General features: G+C 49.5%; 18 protein-coding genes and 1 CRISPR repeat array. Of the genes, 10 read left to right on the top strand and 8 right to left on the bottom strand.

What is annotated here, in order from left to right:
- The first annotated feature begins 46 nt into the window (after positions 1–46).
- Positions 47–673 carry an FAD synthase gene (locus HXY31_RS07150; protein ID WP_292641369.1) on the top strand — a complete coding sequence of 209 codons (627 nt, stop codon included), beginning with the start codon at positions 47–49 and terminating at the stop codon, positions 671–673.
- Here the strand turns inward: HXY31_RS07150 and HXY31_RS07145 are convergent.
- From HXY31_RS07145 to HXY31_RS07135, 3 genes are all read right to left on the bottom strand, one after another.
- Positions 661–1,347: a CTP-dependent riboflavin kinase gene (locus HXY31_RS07145; RefSeq protein ID WP_292641368.1), complete on the bottom strand. Its 687-nt coding sequence runs from the start codon at positions 1,345–1,347 to the stop codon at positions 661–663. The two genes, HXY31_RS07150 and HXY31_RS07145, sit on opposite strands and share 13 nt — an antisense overlap.
- The gene (gene dnaG, locus HXY31_RS07140) at positions 1,348–2,754 is read right to left on the bottom strand and encodes a DNA primase DnaG (protein WP_292641366.1); all 1,407 of its coding nucleotides are present in this window, start codon (positions 2,752–2,754) and stop codon (positions 1,348–1,350) included. It abuts the gene before it with no gap.
- Between the two features lie 73 nt (positions 2,755–2,827).
- Positions 2,828–3,265 carry a toprim domain-containing protein gene (locus HXY31_RS07135; protein WP_292641364.1) on the bottom strand — a complete coding sequence of 146 codons (438 nt, stop codon included), beginning with the start codon at positions 3,263–3,265 and terminating at the stop codon, positions 2,828–2,830.
- A gap of 79 nt (positions 3,266–3,344) precedes the next feature.
- Here HXY31_RS07135 and HXY31_RS07130 point away from each other — a divergent pair, with 79 nt between their 5' ends.
- Positions 3,345–4,025, top strand: a complete 681-nt coding sequence (locus tag HXY31_RS07130) for a type 1 glutamine amidotransferase (protein WP_292641361.1) — start codon at positions 3,345–3,347, stop codon at positions 4,023–4,025.
- A gap of 35 nt (positions 4,026–4,060) precedes the next feature.
- Here HXY31_RS07130 and HXY31_RS07125 read toward each other — a convergent pair whose 3' ends face one another.
- The gene (locus HXY31_RS07125) at positions 4,061–4,195 is read right to left on the bottom strand and encodes a hypothetical protein (protein ID WP_292641359.1); all 135 of its coding nucleotides are present in this window, start codon (positions 4,193–4,195) and stop codon (positions 4,061–4,063) included.
- 164 nt (positions 4,196–4,359) lie between these two features.
- On the opposite strand from HXY31_RS07125, the gene HXY31_RS07120 reads away from it, so the two are divergent.
- The 8 genes from HXY31_RS07120 (at position 4,360) to cas3 (ending at position 14,564) form a co-directional block, all read left to right on the top strand.
- Positions 4,360–6,480 carry a 3-hydroxypropionate--CoA ligase gene (locus tag HXY31_RS07120; protein WP_292641357.1) on the top strand — a complete coding sequence of 707 codons (2,121 nt, stop codon included), beginning with the start codon at positions 4,360–4,362 and terminating at the stop codon, positions 6,478–6,480.
- Between the two features lie 41 nt (positions 6,481–6,521).
- Positions 6,522–7,088: a hypothetical protein gene (locus tag HXY31_RS07115; RefSeq protein WP_292641355.1), complete on the top strand. Its 567-nt coding sequence runs from the start codon at positions 6,522–6,524 to the stop codon at positions 7,086–7,088.
- Positions 7,089–7,160: 72 nt separating this feature from the next.
- On the top strand, positions 7,161–7,535 hold the full coding sequence (locus HXY31_RS07110) for a hypothetical protein (protein ID WP_292641353.1): 375 nt from the start codon (positions 7,161–7,163) through the stop codon (positions 7,533–7,535).
- 206 nt (positions 7,536–7,741) lie between these two features.
- Positions 7,742–8,524, top strand: a complete 783-nt coding sequence (cas6, locus tag HXY31_RS07105; RefSeq protein WP_292641350.1) for a CRISPR-associated endoribonuclease Cas6 — start codon at positions 7,742–7,744, stop codon at positions 8,522–8,524.
- A 35-nt stretch (positions 8,525–8,559) separates the two neighbouring features.
- Entirely contained in the window at positions 8,560–10,524 is a 1,965-nt protein-coding gene (locus tag HXY31_RS07100) for a hypothetical protein (protein WP_292641348.1), read from the top strand.
- A complete protein-coding gene (locus tag HXY31_RS07095) occupies positions 10,521–11,630 on the top strand; it encodes a DevR family CRISPR-associated autoregulator (protein WP_292641346.1) in 1,110 nt (369 codons plus the stop codon). Before HXY31_RS07100 ends, HXY31_RS07095 begins: the two co-directional genes overlap by 4 nt.
- Positions 11,631–11,685: 55 nt before the next feature.
- Positions 11,686–12,351 carry a CRISPR-associated protein Cas5 gene (gene cas5, locus HXY31_RS07090; RefSeq protein ID WP_292641344.1) on the top strand — a complete coding sequence of 222 codons (666 nt, stop codon included), beginning with the start codon at positions 11,686–11,688 and terminating at the stop codon, positions 12,349–12,351.
- Positions 12,348–14,564 carry a CRISPR-associated helicase Cas3' gene (gene cas3, locus HXY31_RS07085; RefSeq protein ID WP_292641341.1) on the top strand — a complete coding sequence of 739 codons (2,217 nt, stop codon included), beginning with the start codon at positions 12,348–12,350 and terminating at the stop codon, positions 14,562–14,564. Before cas5 ends, cas3 begins: the two co-directional genes overlap by 4 nt.
- Positions 14,565–14,664: 100 nt before the next feature.
- Here cas3 and cas4 read toward each other — a convergent pair whose 3' ends face one another.
- From cas4 to cas4a, 4 genes are read right to left on the bottom strand one after another with little or no spacing between them, the layout of a single operon-like run.
- Positions 14,665–15,324, bottom strand: coding sequence for a CRISPR-associated protein Cas4 (gene cas4 / locus HXY31_RS07080; RefSeq protein ID WP_292641339.1), 660 nt, complete (start codon positions 15,322–15,324; stop codon positions 14,665–14,667).
- A complete protein-coding gene (cas2, locus tag HXY31_RS07075; RefSeq protein ID WP_292641336.1) occupies positions 15,308–15,583 on the bottom strand; it encodes a CRISPR-associated endonuclease Cas2 in 276 nt (91 codons plus the stop codon). Before cas2 ends, cas4 begins: the two co-directional genes overlap by 17 nt.
- Before the next feature lie 5 nt (positions 15,584–15,588).
- Positions 15,589–16,617 carry a CRISPR-associated endonuclease Cas1 gene (cas1, locus tag HXY31_RS07070; protein ID WP_292641409.1) on the bottom strand — a complete coding sequence of 343 codons (1,029 nt, stop codon included), beginning with the start codon at positions 16,615–16,617 and terminating at the stop codon, positions 15,589–15,591.
- Positions 16,610–17,590 (bottom strand): type I-A CRISPR-associated protein Cas4/Csa1, encoded by a 981-nt coding sequence (gene cas4a / locus HXY31_RS07065; RefSeq protein ID WP_292641334.1) that lies wholly within the window; start codon positions 17,588–17,590, stop codon positions 16,610–16,612. The genes cas1 and cas4a overlap by 8 nt, the downstream gene beginning before the upstream one ends.
- Before the next feature lie 354 nt (positions 17,591–17,944).
- Positions 17,945–18,436: a CRISPR direct-repeat array (repeat unit 37 nt; unit sequence GTTAAAACGTGAATCTCCAAGCAGCGGAGATTGAAAG).
- Position 18,437 lies beyond the last annotated feature (1 nt).

Below are 18,437 nucleotides of genomic sequence, written 5' to 3'. Positions count from 1 at the left end.
GATTTATAGCGATATGCAGACCCACAACCACTGCCACGGGATATAGATGGATCCGGTAGACAAGGCAGTCCTCGCTTCCCTTTACGCAAGCGCGCTAGAGCCCTCGATACCTGCGTACGAGCGGCTAAAGTCAAAGCTTGCGGTGAGCAAGGAATTCTTTGACGAGCGGATTGCCAGGCTTGCAAAGATGGGCATGGTCGAAAAGGCAGACCATACAAAACTGACATTCATAGGGCGCGACGCGCTCAAAGTCGTGCTTGTGGGCGGAGTGTTTGACCTTATACACCCCGGCCACATACACACGCTCAAGGCCGCAAAAGAAGCAGGCGACGTGCTTGTGGTAGTAATAGCAAGGACGGCCACCGCGCAAAAGATCAAGAAGGACCGCAAGATCTACCACGACGAGGCGCTGCGAAAGGAGCTTGTCGAGTCGCTTGGCTTTGTCGACCTTGCGCTCATTGGCAGGGAGGGCACGCTTTATGACACAGTCGAGTACGTCAGGCCAAACGTCATAGCCCTTGGCTACGACCAGGCGCACAGCGAAAAGGACGTCGCTGAAAACTGCAAGAAGCGCAACCTCGACGTGCAGGTCATAAGGCTCTCGACGCCTATTCCGGGTTCCAAAAGCTCCAAGATGAAAGAAGAGCTTGGCGACACCATCTACGGCATCTGAATCTGGACGCGCACCTTCACCTTATCGCCCACCTTGATGCCGGCTGAATCTTTTATCGAAACAGGCGCTATCACTTCAAGCATGCTGTCGTCGTAGTGCGTGCGCTCCAGCACAAGGGCGGCAGCGTTTTCCACCCCGTCGATTGTAGCGCGGTAGCACTTGACCCAGCCGTACGTCCTTGTGCCGTCGCTAAAGCCGTCGACGAATATTGAAGGATGCCTGCCAAGCTCGCGCCGGGCAGTCATGTACAGCGGGTCTACAAGCCTTACGTTGAGCGTCCCGGGGTACGGCTCGTAGCCCAGCTTCTCCTTGAACTGCTTCCTGTAGCCTTCAAGTGACATGTAGTAGGCGCCCTCGCCCATCCCCGATACGACTGTTCCTTCAAAGTCTATTGAGGCAGGCGCCGACTCGAGCGCGGACTTCAGCGACGCAAACAGGTTCTCTATTTCAGAAAAGCCCTTGTCAGTCACGCGGACTGCGAACTTTTGGCCCCGCCTGACGCGCTCTATGTAGCCTTCTGTCTCCAGGTCGAGCAGGTGCTTTGACGCGGCCTGCTGCGACCTGCCGATGTTCTTGCCAAGGCCGCCCGTAGTGACTTCTACAAAGTTGTGGCGCGCCCCCTTGGCAAGGAGCTGCACCAGGGTCAGTATGTGCTGAAGCTTTATCTCCGGCATTTAGTTCGTGATGCCCACGTCGCCAAAAGTCCTGACCTTTATCTCGGCTGCCTTGGTGACGCCTGTAGTCCTGTGCCCCACGATGTACTCGATGCCGGCCTTGTCGGCTGCATCGACCAGTCGCTGGGTGACGATTCCGTCTATCACCAGGTACTTGGCGCCTTCTGCCGTGTCGAGCCTCTTGATTACCTCGGATACCGGAACTTTCAGCAGCTGCTTCATCGAGCCGTCGAGGATCACAGCCTCGAGCGTCTCGTTTATCTGCGGGTACACGTCGCGGATTGCCGTCAGCACTTCCGGCGCGTCGTTTGCCGCTGCTGCAGACGGCTGGCCCGGCGTGACTGGAGCCTGCACAGGTTCGGCTTCGGGTGCAGGCGCGTACTCTTCGCGTGGCCTTTCATAGTCGCCCCTTTCGCGGTCTCCGTATCCGCCGCGGTCGCGGTATCCGCCTCCTCCGCGGTAGTCGCGGTCGCGGTATCCGCCGCGGTCGCGGTACCTGCCGCCACGTCCGCGGTCGCGATAGCCACGGTCACCCCTGTCGTCCCTGTCGCGGCGCTCGTGCCTGCGCTCTTCTTGCACCGGCGCTTCAACCCGCGGCTGCGGGACTTCGGAATACGCGTCCTTCAGTATCTCGGTAATCTCTAGCGGCGTGCACTCCTCGACTTCCCTGCCGGTCGGCGCGCGAAGCACCTTGTCTATTTTCACGACTCCGGCAAGCTCTTTCAGGATGAGGTCGCCAGCCCTGTCGCCGTCGAGGAAGGCTATGACCTTCTTGCCCTCGGTCAGCTTGACGACGGTCTCGTCAATCCTGGCGCCTTCGATTGCAATGGCGTTGTCGTAGCCGGCGCGCAGCAGGTTGATGACGTCTGCCCTGCCTTCTACGAGGATTATCCACTCTGAATCAAAAACGCCTGTCCCGCACGCAAGCTGGGCCTTGCCGTAGGAGGTCAATTTCCCGGGCTTGCTTGCGTCGTAGACATCTTTTAACATCTCCTCGCCTTCAGAGATTGTCTTAGTCGCCCAGTCCTGTACTATCTTTTTGGCCCTGTCCACTATGACCTTCTTCTTGATTGCGCGGATGTCGTCGATGCCGACGAGCTGGAATTTGGCCTGGAAGGGCCCCACCTTGTCGATGCTCTCGATGGCTGCCGCTATGAGCGCGGCCGTCGAGATGTCGGTGCTCATGGGTATCAGGGCGTCGCCCTTTGCCACGCTTCCCTTCGTCTCGACGTTTACCTCTATTCGTCCAACCTTTGACACTTTCTGCAGCTCGTTGAGGTTCATCTCTGGTCCGAGCAGGCCTTCGGTCTGTCCAAAAATCGCACCGATTATGTCGGCCTTCTCGACCAAACCATCAACTTCAAACTTTAGCTTAACATGATACTTTACTATTCCTGTGCTAGGCAATTCTTCTTCAATACCTCGTTAGTGGTTTGTTCGTTAGTAGTTGAAATTCAGTCCTGCTCTGATATAAGTGCTTTTATGTGTAAAAGTAGAGGTCTTTTCTCGCACCTGTGATGCCCGACATCCGAGGCGCAAAGATGGTCAGATCCTCGACGTGCCTCACCTTGCCGCTTGTTATCTTTGCAAGAAGGTGCTTGTAGAAAAGCGTCACGTTGTTCCGTCTCGTCTGCAGTTGAGACACGAGCCTCCCCGTGAGATACTTGCCCGTCCTGTCCATGTCAAGGAGCAGGATTATCTTTTTGCCCGTATGGCCGTGCGCGTCGACAAAGTCGGCGACTCCCTTGAAGTTGTGGAAAACTGCAGGGCTCCCTGTGAATCCTATGCTTGAGAGCGCCTCTGCGTCGCGCCTGCCTTCGACCACCACAACGGAGCCTTTCTCGCATTCTTCGTTGAGCTGGCCGACAAAGCTCCTCAGCTTCTCTATCACAAGTTCATCTGAGGTAGGGTAGCCCATCGGGCAGCTCTACTCTCGCGGCCGAGCGATTTAACGCTTTTGCCGGGAAATAAATACCGCCTTCGCAGAATCGGGTTGATTGAGAAAGGTCCTGTCTGTTCAAAACATCGCCTGCGAGACCCTGGGCACGCTTCAGAGGCTGCTAAAGGCCGACGGCTTTGAAATAGAGAGCAAGAGCGCGCAGGAGCTGAAATCGGCAAGCTCTGCCGGCTACTCTGCAATCGTGATACTTGGAGGCCCGATGGCAGTCTATGACAATCTGCCATATTTGCAAAAAGAGCAGGAACTTATCCGCGACGCCATCAAAAACGATATTCCTCTTCTGGGGATATGCTTAGGCTCGCAGCTGATAGCGCAGGCCGCCGGTGGTCATGTGTTCAAGGGCGCAAGGAAGGAGATAGGCCTGTTCGACGTGTCTCTGTCTGGGGAGGGCAAAAAAGGGCTTTTTGCCGGCCTCGAGTCGCCCATGAAGGTGTTCCAGTGGCACGGCGACACGTACGAGCTGCCAAAGGAAGCAGAGGTGCTCGCGTACAGCGACCTGTATCCGCAGGCCTTCAAGATAGGGAGCGCCTACGGAATCCAGTTCCACCTTGAAGTGGACAGGCCGATGGTAGAGTCCTGGATTAAAGAGTACGATTCCGAAGTCAGGGCCGAAAAGCTCGACAGGGCAAAGGTCGCTCCAAAGGCCAGCGAAATCGAAAGGCTTGTTGAAAGGTGTCAGAAGGTATACCGCAACTTCGTAAAAATCAACCATCTATAATCAGGTTGAATTGTCAGAAGGACTAGATGGAGGGTCTAGCCTATGGCCACCGCCTCCTCGTAGTCGCTAAAGACTTCCACGACATAGTGGCCCGATTCCCGGGCGTGCTTGTCAAAATCCTCACGGGACCCGAACTGGACCTCGCACGAGACGCATTGAAAGACTGGCATCGCTTTTCAACTAATCATATACTTTGTAGCATAAGAAATGTTGTTTGTACGTCCAGCTGAACAAGCGACGACTGGCTTGCAGCGGCGGTTCACATTTGGTATAGAAACTTGGCACAGATAGTTAGGTAACTTTAAAAGAAGCTTGAGAGGCTTTTTTCAACACAATGGCCAATCAAAAGGTCCAAAGCATATTTGATGGCGTTTTCTCAACCAAGGAAAAAGTAATCACAGAGGAGCTAGCTAAACAGGTCTTGACGGAATATGGCGTCAAGGTTCCCCCGTACGCCCTGGTCACAAGCGAGGCGGATGCCCAGAGCAAATCAAAGCAGATAGGCTTCCCGCTTGTCGCCAAGATAGTCTCGCCACAGATCCTGCACAAGACCGACGTCAAGGGAGTCAAGGTCGGCCTGCAGAACGAGGCGCAGGTAAAGGAGGCATTCTCTGACATGCACGGCAGGCTTTCCAAGCAGTACAGCGTCAAGGGAGTGCTTCTTGAAAAGATGGTGCCGCAGGGCGCCGAGCTCATTGTCGGCCTGCAGAACGACGCGCAGTTTGGCCCAATCATCATGGCAGGTATCGGCGGGATCTACACCGAAGTCTTCAAGGACGTCGCGTTCAGGGTGCTCCCGATAACAAAGGAGGACGCGCTTTCCATGATAGAGGAGCTGAAGGGCAAAAAGATCCTCGAAGGCTTCCGCGGCTCCGCGCCGATTGACAAGAACATGATAGCAGACGCGCTCGTCAACATCGGCAGGCTCGGGACAGACATGGCGACGTTTTACGAGAGCATCGACTTTAACCCAGTCATTTTCTACCCAAGCGACTATTACGTCGTAGACGCCAAGATAATCCTGCGCCAGAACGCAGACCCGAACGCTATCTCAAAGGCGCAGCCCGACTCGTCGTTCATGGACCTGTTCTTCAACGCCAAGTCTATTGCGCTCATCGGCGCGTCGCCGGAGGCCGGCAAGGTCGGCAACTCCGTCCTGGAGAGCATGGTCAAGCACGACTACAAGGGCAAGGTCTACCCCGTAAACGCCAAGGGCTACCCGGAGATAATGGGCATCAAGGCGTACAAGAGCCTTGACGACATCGCAGACCCCGTGGAACTGGTCGTCGTGACTGTAGACCTGAAATTTGTGCCAGAGCTGTTGAAGTCAGCGGCAAAGAAGAACATACACAACTTTGTAGTGATTTCAGGAGGAGGCAAGGAGCTTGGAGGCGAGCGCGCTGCAATCGAGGCTGAAGTCAAGCGCCTCTCGTCTGAACTGAAAATAAGGATAATCGGGCCAAACTGCATCGGCATGTTCAACGGCGCAAACAGGCTCGACTGCGCGTTCCAGGGCCATGCAAGGATGCTGAGGCCAAAGAACGGCAACGTCGCGTTCCTGTCCCAGTCCGGCACCGTCGGCATCGCGTTCATGGAGAGCTCTGACGTGTTTGGCATGTCCAAGATGATCTCGTACGGCAACAGGTCCGACGTGGACGAGGCAGACATGATCTGGTACCTTTCAGAAGACCCGAACACCAAGGTGATAGGCCTGTACGTTGAGGGCCTCGGCGACGGGCGCAAGTTCATGAACACGGCAAGGAAGGTCATAAAGGAGCGCAAGAAGCCGATTGTGATGTTCAAAAACGGCAGGTCCGCAAGGGGAGCCAAGCAGGCAGCGTCTCACACGGGATCACTTGGCGGCTCGTTTGGCGTCGTCAAGGGCGCGATGGAGCAGGCAGGCATAATCTCAGTCGACAGCTATGAAGAATTGACTGCTTCGCTCAAGGCGCTCAACTGGCAGCCGACGCCCAAGGGCAACAGGGTCGCGCTTGTGACAAACGGCGCGGGCCCGATTATCGCAGCGATTGACAACTTTGAGCGCCTGGGGCTGCAGGTGGCGGAGCTTTCAGAGCAGACAAAGAAGGCGTTCAAGGAGCACTACCCTGCCACTTATGTCATCGGAAACCCGTGCGACATCACCGGCTCTGCAAACGCCGACGACTACCGCTTTGCGATACAGGCTTTCATGGACGACCCCAACATCGACATCATCATGCCGTGGTTTGTCTTCCAGGACGACCCGCTTGAAGAGACGATAGTGGACGTCTTGGCGTCGTTCCAGAAGCAGGGCAAAAAGCCGATTGTAATAGGCGCGATGGGCGGACCGTTCACGAAGGACATCTCAAAGCGCATCGAGGCGGCAAATGTTCCGGTGTACCACTCTGTCATTGAGTGGGTGACGGCGGCAGGCTCGCTTGCAAGGTGGGCCAGGGTGTCGGGCCAGGCCAAGTAAGGCCTCCACCTTTTTATTGGCAAAGGTCTCACATGGTACCGTTGTCCGACCCTGCGCTTGAAACAAGGCGGGCGTTTGGCGTCCTGTTTGCAGGTGTCTCCGCGGCCGTGTTTGCGGGCGCGACGCTGTCAGAGCTTGCTTTTCAGAACAACGCGCCTTTCTATTATTACGCGGTAATCTGGGTTGGAAGTTTCGGCGCCACCTTTGGCGTCGCATGGCCGCGCTTTAGAAAGGCGATGCCGGCTATCCGCGAAAGGATGAAAAACAGCGTGCGCTGGTCGGCAGGCGCAAAGGCGCTCAACGGCATCTGCTGGGCGGGCCCCTTTGCAAGTATTGCCGCCTTCCCTTCTCTCTACCAGTACCTCATCCTGCTTGGGATAGGTCTTGGCAACCTGTCCACATACCTTATGATGAAAAAGTACAGCAGGCTTGATAACCGCGAGCAGCTGATAGTTGCAGCCATTTCGCTTGCGGCGCTTCCTGCGGCGCTTGCAATCGACACGTCGCTCTTTGCAGACCACCAGGACGTGGCAGTCATGCTGTCAAGGATGCTGATTGCGCTTGCGTACGGCGCCGGCGGGACGTTTGCGCTTTTGGCACGCGAATAGACGTACGTCCTGAAAAATAACTACAAATCGTTTTATCAGACGACGTTCTCGTGCGAGATAGCGACCCGGCCAATGATGCACGATAGCACCTACGATGTCCTGAACCAGATACTGGACTCTGACGAGGGGATAAGGTTTGCAGGGTTTGTAGACAGAAACGGGAGGCTCGTTATGCACGCATATCACGATGGGATAGAGCCTTTGCTGACTGAAAAAGAAGCGCAGAAGTCCACATTTCTTACAACATTAAAGATGACGATGAGGGAGCCTTTTGAAGAAAAGCTGGGAAAGGTAGAGTATTCCCTGACCGTATACGAAAAGGTCAAGCGCCTGACTATACCGGTAAAAAAGCAGGGGCTCTTGCTCCTCATTTCCACCGAGCGTTCAGCCGACCATGAAAGGATCCTTGAGCAAAAAGTATTTCCGATGATAGCCGCCATGCGGTAGGTTTCGCGGCGGTAACATGCGAATGTGGCAATAGAATATGGCGGGCCCGGTGGTTCCCTGATTCTCCAGATGTCGAGTCCGAACTCAAACGGTTGATTTCGGACATGTTTGCTCTATTGGAGTGGCAAATTATATAGTTTTATACGCTATTTCTGATGTCAGAAATAGATTCATCTAATATACAAGCATATTTGATGATTTGGTGTTTGGTTACGGAGCTTGAAGTAAAGACCTTTGCAGAAAAGAGCGTCAAGATGCCTGCCTTCACAGGTTACTTGGCTAGGGGCTTGGCACTGAACATCCTTAACAGGATCGATCCAGCACTCTCGCAGGACTTGCATGAGCCCAATGCGCTCAAGCCTTACTCCGTCACGCCACTGTACTTCAGGTCTACAAAAAAACATGCTGACGGCTACCAGCTTGACCCATCGACACCCTGCATCTTGAAGATCAGGTTCCTTGACGACAGGATAGCCAAAAGCGCACTTGACTTCTTTTCCTCCAACGAAAGCCTGATGATATACGATTCGCACTTCAAAGTAGCTTCGCTGACTATCAGGACCGAGGATTTCTCAAAAGTGCAGGATGCCCGGCGCTTCAGGCTACTTTTTGACACACCTACCCATCTGTCAAAGATAGGCTCCAAGTTTGACCAGTTATTCCCAGAGCCTAATGTGATTTTCCCGCACCTGATGAGGGTTTGGGACGCCTGCATGGCCGACAAGTTTGGAAAAGAGACACATGAAAAGTACAAGGCATGGACAGAAAAGAGCATGACAGTTTCCGGCTATGACCTGCGGACGCTCACTGTAACCGGCAAGAGCATGAAGATAGGGTTTGTGGGATGGTGTGCCTACAGGATAGACGAAGAAGGCCGGGGTGATTCAGGGTTTAGCCTAGTTACAAACAAGCTTGCCAAGTTTGCAGAATACTCTAACATCGGCATGGAAAGAACGGCAGGGTTTGGAGTAGCAAGATATTATCTATAAAAAAGATAAATCTGTGTTTATTTTAGTAGTATGAAGTGAAAATCGAGCTCACCGGAAATCCTTTTGTCGATACAGGGCTTGCAGTACTTGCTACTCTGGCCAATTGTAGAGACATAGATGACTTGACGCTTGATCATATGAAAAAAGTACATCAAAACGGAGAGCAGCTTGCAAGACGGAATTCCAAGCTTAAGAGTACCAGCATGATATTCACAATAAATTCGCTTGCTACCCATCCGGGAATCAAAGACTATGAGAAGAGGGTTCTATACTATAGCAAAATGACTACAGGCATCCTGAACAAGATAGGAAAGGAAGATATTAAAGAAAGATGTGAGTGTTGCGGACATACCTACAGCCTAGACATTGACAAGCTGGCTAGAGAGATTCTTGTTCCACTTGGCAATAAAGATGCAAAAAGGTATGTCGGTAGGGATTGGTTTCCACTAGCAGGCAGTGTTGGTAGTGACGCCCAAGCATTACCGGCCAGCTCGCGTGCACCGAACATCTGTGCAACGTGTTTATTTGCAGTTCACTATCTTCCTTTAGGAGTTCTCCTGATTAACGGCCGTTTGGCTGTTTTTCAGTCTACCTCAACAAGCTTCTGGTATGATTATGTAAGGTTAATTACTGAAGAAATTCGTCGTAGGATATCTGCCGGAGATACAAGTACACTGGGATCAAAAGAGGGAAGCATCGCGGCGATAAAAAGGATCCTCTCAGTCATGGAAGAAATGCACAAAGATGAACTGCCCGCAGGAACTTCGCTCTTTGTGTGGAGATTTTCAAATTCTGGAACGGGCCCCGATTGTGAGATCAGAGAAATTCCAAGCCCTGCTCTTGTTTTTCTACAAAAAGCTGTGCAACATGGTTGCCGCAAGGAAATCGAGGATGTGATAGCAAAGGATAGAAACCCCGAATATTCGTTTCTTAACTGCATTTCAAAAGGTACTGACTATTCCTTTTTGTATCCATTCAAGAAGTTTAACGGCGTATCATCAAAACTTTTCTTCCTTTATCAGACATACATAAGACATATCAACCCCGCATCACTGAAAACTGCCCACAAGATAGCAGAATACGCCAAGTCCAAATTTGATAGAAAGGAGTTTGAGAGTCTAGGAAAAGACATCGACAGAGATTTTGCAAAGCAGAACGCCTTAAGAAGGCTGATTGTCATAATGGTTGAAGGTAAGATTCTAAGCTTTGGAGAATATATGGGGCTGTTTTCTGCTGATTCTGACGCAAGTATCGGAATAAACCGTGATGCTTGGAAGTTTGTAAAATACTATATGCACCATATAGGTGAATTCTATGAAACAGAACAGAAATCAATCATTAGAAACTATGAGAATAGCGATAGGATATCTTATGTCGGAGCAGTAATCTTTAACTCCATCGTTAATGACAAAGGAATAGAAAAATTTCAACAGACGGTTCTTGAGCCATTAGCGCGTGGAAAGCTCGGCTTGCCTTGGCTCAGACGCCAGTTTGTCAAGAACGCAGAGAAATATGAGGGATTTACTTACGAGGATTGGAAGAGTTTATGTCTAAACGAACAGGGAAAAGAATCCGTATCTGAGTTACTTTTCAGATTTCGGCTGATGTGGACCGAATGGACAAACAAGAAAAGTGCACCAGAGATAAGGAAACCTGTACCAATCACAGAGCCCAGAGATCTAGAAACCGACCTATTGCAAGAACACAAAGACTTGTTGGCAAGAATTATGAATGATTATTTGAGCAGAAAAGGAATATCAAGATTCCAAAAGCATGTCTTGGAAGAAATGAAAAGAGGGGAGAAAGACCTATTCTGGTTTAGAAGACGGCTCTCACTGTTTCAGAAGAAATTTGATGATGACGGAACTTGGGATGCGTTCCTTAGAGACTCAAATGGTAACTCTATCAAAACGTTGAGGTTGTTTCAACTCAGCCTATATCTGGTAAATTCTTATAGAGAACATCTTTTTAAGGAACAGTTACAAACTCTCCACCAATGAGTACACCCAAAGAGTTAACTCACATAGCAGGAACATTTGTTATTGAGGCACCCGCGTCATTTCTAAACGGCGCAGGTCTTGGCGAGGGGGAAGACAGGAATGTCACAGTACCAAAGACCTTCAGAGATGGTCAGTATCGTGTTCCATATGTTTCAGCACAAGCCTGGAAAAGGTGGCTCCGCAATACTATAATCGAGGAAACTGGATGGCCTGCGAGTGAGTTAAGAGCTTTAGATATAAATGAAAAAGGTAACACAAACAAGATTGGTGGAGAGTTCAATCCAGTCGACTTTCCAGAGGATGATATTTTTGGGTACATGCGCGCAGAAAAAGGCCAAGGTAAATCCAAGTCAGAAGACGAAGATGAAGCAGAAGAAGATAGGAAAATTGCAGGGAGTAGGACGCGTGCCCTTATGCGTGCTTCGCCATTTTCTGCGTCAATCCTTGTGTCGCTACGCAAGACGGGCTGGCAGGGAAGAGACGAAGGTTTTGTGCATCTGAAAGAAGGCTCTCCTCAGCCCTACACGACAGAATTTTACAATAGCAATATGCAAGCAATATTCTGTCTAAACTACAAGAGACTAGGGCTGTTCATGAATATTGGAGATAGAATAGAACTGGATGAAAAGAAGGCACAAGAATTTTTGCAGAACAAGAAAATCGTAATAAAAAAGGATGAGGGGAAGTCTGGCAAGATATACGAAATGGTCGACGCAGAAGTCAAAAGAAAAGAACGTGCAGCAGCATTACTGAAAGCCTTATCACGGTTGCGCGGTGGAGCAAAGCAGGCAGCTTTCGGAACTGATGTTTCGCCCAAGGTTCTAATAGTCTCAGGACTTGCATGCGGAAATCCAATCTTCAACGGCCTATTCAGTGATGACGGGAACGGTCCAATTATGAAAGTGGATACGTTGAGAGAAATTGTTAGGGATTATGCTGACAGAATAGTCACCCCTGTGTACATAGGAATCCGCAAAGGCTATCTGAAGAATGAGAATGCGGTTACTGCATTGTCGGGATTGAGTGAAAATGGTGTGTCTTTTGTAGTTACTACACCCATTGATGCCTCACAACAGATTGCTAAGTTACTGAACCGTTCAGGATAATCGGAGAAGCGTGCAATAGTCGATGGCTGACCGCATACAGGCAGCGCACGTGCGCATGGAAGGGCTGACCGCATTTTTCAAACACCCTCTTACTATATCTGGAACTCAACTCACTTTGCCATGTCCACCATATAGTACCATACTTGGACTGATCAGCACTTGCGCGGGTAAAGTAATATCATATAAGGATACGAGGATAGGCTACGAATTCCGCTGCATGTCAACTGACGTGGAACTGGAAAAAACTGATCGTCTTGTATTGGATGACAAGGGCAATCTGAAGGAACATCGTGAGGGCCAAGGAATTTTGAAAAGGCATGTACATTTCAAACCTCAGCTTGATCTATATCTGACAAATCTTGACCTTGTTGCAGCATTTAGAAATCCTATCAACACTCCTACTTTGGGAAGGTCCCAAGATATAATGTGGATCACTGACGTCAAGGTAGTGGAGTTAACCCCAGTCGAATCGGGAAATTTAGGTCCTACCATGATACCCGTAGTGAAGGAGAACATTCCTTCTCTAATAGTGAGGTGTCCGGAGTGGTTTGACAACAGTACTCAGAAAAGGACTCGAATTACTGGACCTATAGGGCGTTATCAAGCAATGCTTCCCACTACAGAATCTAGATTCAAAGTTACCCTAGAAGAACTTTACCATCCCTCAGATGGTTCTGATCCTGATGACGTAATTTACCTTCACAAATGGATCAAGACATGAGCGACGCCGTTATTCTGGCTAAGGATAATGGTGAGACTCTTGCGGAACACACATTGCGTTGTCTTCGGGCAGCTGAAATATTACTTCGCAGGCTTCCTTTTAATGACGATGTAATTGCAAAGCTTGAAAGGGATCTGAAGATTGCACTTGCAGTGCATGATGTAGGAAAGGCTGCAACAGGTTTCCAGAAAGTACTTCGTCGCGATATGGGGAAGTGGGCGCACAGGCATGAAATACTCTCTGCTGCATTCGGTTCTTATTTGGGTCTAGGCGAAGAGATTCTGCTTGCCGTAATAACCCACCACAAATCCCTCCCAACGGATGGAGTATCGCCAGACAAAGGCTGTTTACCGTATGAAGAGATTCCTTGGCCTACGGATCTAACACCGGTATGGAATGAGATGGCAAAAGAATGGAACGACAACATAATTACGTTCAAAAAAGAATGGAAAAAAATTATTGCGGCAATAGGATGGAAAGTGGATACAGAAAATATAGGCCTCTCTCCTCTTTGGATAGACAAAAGCTGGCTACGGAGGAACAAACAATCAAGGAATATTGAATTCCAGAAAAGATACTATGCATCGGTTCTGCGCGGCTTACTTGTCTCAAGCGACCACATAGGCAGTAACATCAGAGTAGATCTGGAATCAGCACTCCGTACTATTCCACTTCTGAATAGCTATCAGATAGCTCCACACAACATAAGAACATTCCAAAGAAATGCCGGAAAAGTGAATGGGCATCTGATTCTTAGAGCTCCCACCGGGTCGGGAAAGACTGTGGCTGCACTTTTATGGGCTCAAACGAACCAAAAGAAAAATGGGCGGCTATTTTATGTTCTTCCCAACATAGCCAGCATTAATGCGATGCATGATCGCCTCAAGAGTTATTTCGGTGACGATAATGTAGGTCTTTTGCATTCTCGCGCAGCTTCTTCACTTTATTCTATCTTCGAAAGTGATGGCGATTTAACTTCAAGACTTCGTAACCAAGGTACCGCCAGAATGCTCGGCTCACTTGCAAGAGAAATGTGGTTTCCCGTCAGAGTCTGCACACCTCACCAAGTACTCAGATATTCTTTACATGGCAAAGGTTGGGAGACGATGTTGTCAGAATTCCCAAACTCATGTTTCATATTTGACGAAATACATGCCTATGATCCCAGCATAACAGGTTTGACGGTAGCTACTGCAAAGCATTTGATAACAAAAAATGCATCTTGTTTATTCCTTTCAGCAACTATGCCGGAATTTCTCAGAAAGCAAGTTCTTGAACGGGAAATACCATCGATTTCATTTCTAGAGCCTTCAACTGATGAAGCTACGGACAATGCGATACTTGAGCTAAAACGTCACAACTATGAAATAATAGGCGGAGATATTATGTCCAATATTGATTTAATTGTCAAAGAAGCCGAGAAGGCAAGGTCTACGCTAGTAGTTTGCAATCATGTTCCCACAGCTCAGCAGGTATATGCAGAAATTAAAAACAGAATTAAAGAAACAGTTCTTTTGCATAGCAGATTCTGCAAGAGAGATAGAAATAGGATTGAACAAAAAATTAGAGAGTCACTACCAAAGATCCTTGTTTCCACTCAAGTAGTGGAAGTAAGCCTAGATGTGGATTTTGATCAAGGCTTTTTAGAGCCGGCTCCCTTAGATGCATTGGTTCAGCGTTTTGGGAGGATAAACAGGTACGGAAAACGACAACCTGCACCTGTAAGAATTTTCGAAAAACAACTACACAGATACAATATCTATGACAAAAAATTTGTAGATAAGTCGTTACAAGAGCTATCATCGCTTGCTAACCCACTTAGAGAACAGGATCTGGTACGGGCGGCCGACAGGGTATACTCGCAGGGTTATAGCGACGAGAGCAAATTCCGGTATGAAAATGCTCTGAATCATCCCCTCATAAGAGACTTTGAAAATAACCTCATTGCTGGTATCAATTATGACTGGGTAGAAGATGTGATAGACCGGGCAGACGGAACAATCGACCTTTTGCCCGTATCGTTGCGTTCAACGTATGAAAAGCTTGAAGAAGAAGGCCTCACAATTGAAGCGGCTGACCTCCTAGTTCCAGTTCGCACTGGTAAATCGTATGCCTTGGCGGAGTACGTAGATAAATCACATGATCCGTGGATAATAAAAATGCCATATTCAGATACCATTGGATTGAATCTGGATATAGATGGAGATGAATAGATGCCGATCTGATCGATGGCTACGATGCTCTACAAGTACTGTAAATACGAGAAACATCCTTGAGTGTATAGACAGGCCGAGCGATTCTGGTCAAACAGGGTCAATTCTTTCTATTCCATATCCCGCCGCATATCCAAAGATATCCGCAGCCTCCCGTGCACCTTGACCGGGGAATTCTGGCAGACGGCTCTTCGCCACCTTCGACTACGTTGTGAATTGCCCTTATAGCTTTCTTGAGATAGGTCTTCATACTCTCAGTTATCTCTACTTCTACCGCCAGGTCTTCCGGCAGGTAATAGACAAAACCTCTCCTGACGATGGTCGAATATTGTTCCTCCAGCAAAAGGGCATAGGCCGTCAGCTGAAACCTGTGGTCTGTCCACGCTTCGCCCTTCTTTGAAAACATTCTCTTGTAATCCACCGGGATACGCTCCCGCCCGTTGACTATTACGCAATCTGCGATCCCTTCAAGGCCGAGCGACGCCGAAAACATGTGCACCCTGAACAGCTTCTGGCAGCCGGGAAACTGCTCGTCGTAAAACATAGTCTTTCTACGCTTGTCCTTCTTCTCCTTTTCCTTGTGAATCTTTTTTGCAACTTCTTGCTGCGAGCTCAGGACAGCGTCAGCATGCATGACTTTGTCAAAGTAGATTATCTTGGGGCAGTAGAAATAATGCTTGATATCTGTAACTGATATCGTATTCTCGCCGGCATCGGTAAACGAGTATTCGCTCCCGTCGTTGTCAGAAGAACTCGACATCCTTATTTTCCTCTTCTACGAATTCCACTCCTACCGAGACCATGTTGCGAAAGTCTGCATCGCAAAGGGGAAAGACAAGCACGCTGTCGACAGTCACCATCCGCCGCAGGTCTGCCAAGAGGGAGTTGAGTATGTGCTTTTTCAGGTTTCCCATAAACGCGCTTTTCTGGATCCTCTTCAGCCCATAATCCTTCAGTGTCTCAGCCGTTAAAGTGCGGAGGTTGTCGTCTGTTATGTCGTAGACTACTATGTACCGCATGCTCCTCACCACGCAAGCTCAAAAGTGGAGTACGCCTTTGCAGGGTTCATCAGGTAGGCTACAAGCGAACGCGCCTGGTTCTGTATGGCGTCCTTTAGCTGGCAGCGCTCGCCCCGGTATGCAACATCGCTTTCAAGCTGGCCAGTGATTTCTTTAGTCAAAACCTGGATCGTCTGCTTGCTTAACCTCTGCTGGTTTTTCGCCTCGTCAAACTCTGTTATCTCTTCTGCCTTGAGCATCTTTTTGCTGAATATGGCAAGTATCACGCGGTCCACCGTATGCTGTCTAAACTCCTCCATGAAATCCAGAGCAAGGGAAGGCTTGCCGGGCCTGTCCGCGTGGAGGTATCCAGCGTACGGGTCCAGACCTGCATAGTAAATCGCTTTCCAGCATTCCACGAAGAGCATTGCCTTGTACCCGAAATTCAACATGGCATTGACAGGGTCTGTGGCCCCTCTTGTCTTTCTGCCTGGAAAGCCAAGCTCGGCAGGAATGAGGCTTGATATTGCAGTCCAGTACTCTTTTGACGCCCGCGCCTCCCTGTTCATGACATCGGTCCTGATCTTGTCCACGCTGTCACCGTTGATCGCTTCTGTTTCCCTTGCAAGCTTTTCCACCTCTTCAGAGGCCTTGTACAGCATTTCTGCAAGCGACGGCTCTGTCCTTACCCTGTTCTTCCACAACAACTTCAAAAGGTTCCGCTGGTTGTACGCTTTTCCTGAAGCGAACCTTTTTGCCAGAGTGGCGCCCCGAGAGTCCTGATAGGCCAGAAACTGCTCGCGCTTGCCCCTGATGGTGCCTGATATCTTTGCAGGGACTACAAAGCCGTGTGGCCACCCGTTCCTGCTCCCGAGCACCACCAAGGTCTGGTTTGTCAGTGCCAGCCTCATTGCGCTTATGGAAAGAGAAACGCCCGGGTTGAGTATGTGGATCTGCTCTACGTCTGTGCTGAGTATCTCCTTTTTCTCCTTGCTGTTCCTTACAACATACCTGTTCCGCTTCCTTCCAAGGAACAGCCCAAATTCGCTAAGCACTAACTTCAATCTGCTCCGGTCCCGCTCCGCAGTGCTTCAAAAACTGGCAGTTTGCGTAGCATTTGCGCGGCAGCCCTGGGTCGCGCCTGTCGTATATCATCTTCATCTTGGCATCCCTTGCTTCCAAGAACTCTCTTCGTAATGGCTCGTCTATCAGGTGCGGAACTCGCTTTATTATCGGCACAGGCGAGTTGTTGTAAAAGTTCACGTAGACTATGCATCCAACGTTTATGGGGTATTCAAAGATGCTCTCGTATACAAGAGCGTAGCCTGTTGTTGAGAGCTTGTGAAATTCCTTCTCTTCGCCCGTCTTCAGGTCTAGGATTATGGAGTCAAAGCTGAAGGCGTCGACGCTCAGATGTGTGCTGAGGCCAAGGGCGTTGCCGTCTATTTTCTGCTCAACTATGACAGGTATTGCAGTATGCACAAGCGCGTCGATCCCTATCCTAGGTTGCTTTGACAGTATGCTCTTGACCGATGATGCCATCTGAGAGGCCTCATAGGTCCAGAGCTTGTGGAGGTTCATCTTGACTTCTTCAATATCCGCTTCGGTGAAGGCTGCCTCTTTGAAGAGCATTCCGTGAGTGAGCATGTACGCAGCAAACCTCTCTTCAGCTATTGCTACAAGATGCTCGTACAGGTCTGCAGCGCCTAGGACTCCCTGTTTGTACATGTATGTCTTTGCTATCGAGATCTCGTCAGCTACAGCATGGTGATAGACCAGGCCCCTAACCATGTCTTTTGAGGGCGTGCCTTTGATGCCGTCTATCCGCCTGACAAAAACATCCCGTCCTGATGCACAATACTGGCCGGCCACCTCATAGACTCCCAGCTTGATTGTATCGTAGGGCGGCTCGACGGGAGGCTTGTCCCAGTTCCATCCCCTCAGGCTTTCGTCAACCGTCATGCTTCTCCCGCGTGATACTATGCCTTTGAACAGTTTTCTTCGGTCTTCCCCGGAAAGGAAGTACATTGATCTGTTAACTATAATTGAATACTTTAGCTTTTTGATGTAAAACTCTCAAATATCAATGAAATATATCATTCCTTGCAAATAATGAGGCACATTGTGAGTTTTCGAGACATTTCTGCAATACGAGCTGGACGATTGTCGCGAACAAGGTGTGGGACACAAAGAATGCTTACAATGATGCCCCTCCTAACTTGTTTCATTCCCGTTCTGACCTGCTGATAGGCAAGGCTGTAGAATTGATTTCTTTCGATTATATTTATAAGGGCAGTTACAGATAGAACATAATCGGTTCCTACCGATGGCAGGGGCTTTAGTTCGTGCTCTGCTTAACCAGAACGGCCGAAAAGGCGCCCAGTTAAAACGTGAATCTCCAAGCAGCGGAGATTGAAAGGCTATTAACTTTCTGGCTTGGGAAAGATGCCGCATTGTTTGTTAAAACGTGAATCTCCAAGCAGCGGAGATTGAAAGTTGATCCTCCAGTAAACCGTAACAGACTGGATTACTTGGTTAAAACGTGAATCTCCAAGCAGCGGAGATTGAAAGGACAATTACTACATTCTGGCTCCGCGCATAAACGAGCAAGTTAAAACGTGAATCTCCAAGCAGCGGAGATTGAAAGTTGAACCGCTACTCGTTACGACACACGCAAACCAGAAAGGGTTAAAACGTGAATCTCCAAGCAGCGGAGATTGAAAGGCCGCTTTGCAGATACCAAATGACACCGGCAAAAGCGTTAAAACGTGAATCTCCAAGCAGCGGAGATTGAAAGTTGGGTATCAGTGTCGCCAGCTGAGCGAGTTTTTCTTGTAGTTAAAACGTGAATCTCCAAGCAGCGGAGATTGAAAGT

The sequence above is a fragment of the Nitrososphaera sp. genome (assembly GCF_013388945.1).
Lineage (GTDB): Archaea > Thermoproteota > Nitrososphaeria > Nitrososphaerales > Nitrososphaeraceae > Nitrososphaera.
Note: the sequence above shows the minus strand (reverse complement) of the source record. Positions and strands in the feature narration are given on the sequence as shown.

What these genes read in the sequence shown, in the direction of transcription:
- HXY31_RS07150 (WP_292641369.1), top strand. Translation starts at nt 47, where the DNA reads ATGGATCCGGTAGACAAGGCAGTCCTCGCTTCCCTTTACGCAAGCGCG.
- HXY31_RS07145 (WP_292641368.1), bottom strand. Translation starts at nt 1,347, where the DNA reads ATGCCGGAGATAAAGCTTCAGCACATACTGACCCTGGTGCAGCTCCTT.
- HXY31_RS07135 (WP_292641364.1), bottom strand. Translation starts at nt 3,265, where the DNA reads ATGGGCTACCCTACCTCAGATGAACTTGTGATAGAGAAGCTGAGGAGC.
- HXY31_RS07125 (WP_292641359.1), bottom strand. Translation starts at nt 4,195, where the DNA reads ATGCCAGTCTTTCAATGCGTCTCGTGCGAGGTCCAGTTCGGGTCCCGT.
- HXY31_RS07120 (WP_292641357.1), top strand. Translation starts at nt 4,360, where the DNA reads ATGGCCAATCAAAAGGTCCAAAGCATATTTGATGGCGTTTTCTCAACC.
- HXY31_RS07110 (WP_292641353.1), top strand. Translation starts at nt 7,161, where the DNA reads ATGATGCACGATAGCACCTACGATGTCCTGAACCAGATACTGGACTCT.
- HXY31_RS07095 (WP_292641346.1), top strand. Translation starts at nt 10,521, where the DNA reads ATGAGTACACCCAAAGAGTTAACTCACATAGCAGGAACATTTGTTATT.
- cas5 (WP_292641344.1), top strand. Translation starts at nt 11,686, where the DNA reads ATGGAAGGGCTGACCGCATTTTTCAAACACCCTCTTACTATATCTGGA.
- cas3 (WP_292641341.1), top strand. Translation starts at nt 12,348, where the DNA reads ATGAGCGACGCCGTTATTCTGGCTAAGGATAATGGTGAGACTCTTGCG.
- cas4 (WP_292641339.1), bottom strand. Translation starts at nt 15,324, where the DNA reads ATGTCGAGTTCTTCTGACAACGACGGGAGCGAATACTCGTTTACCGAT.
- cas2 (WP_292641336.1), bottom strand. Translation starts at nt 15,583, where the DNA reads ATGCGGTACATAGTAGTCTACGACATAACAGACGACAACCTCCGCACT.
- cas4a (WP_292641334.1), bottom strand. Translation starts at nt 17,590, where the DNA reads ATGTACTTCCTTTCCGGGGAAGACCGAAGAAAACTGTTCAAAGGCATA.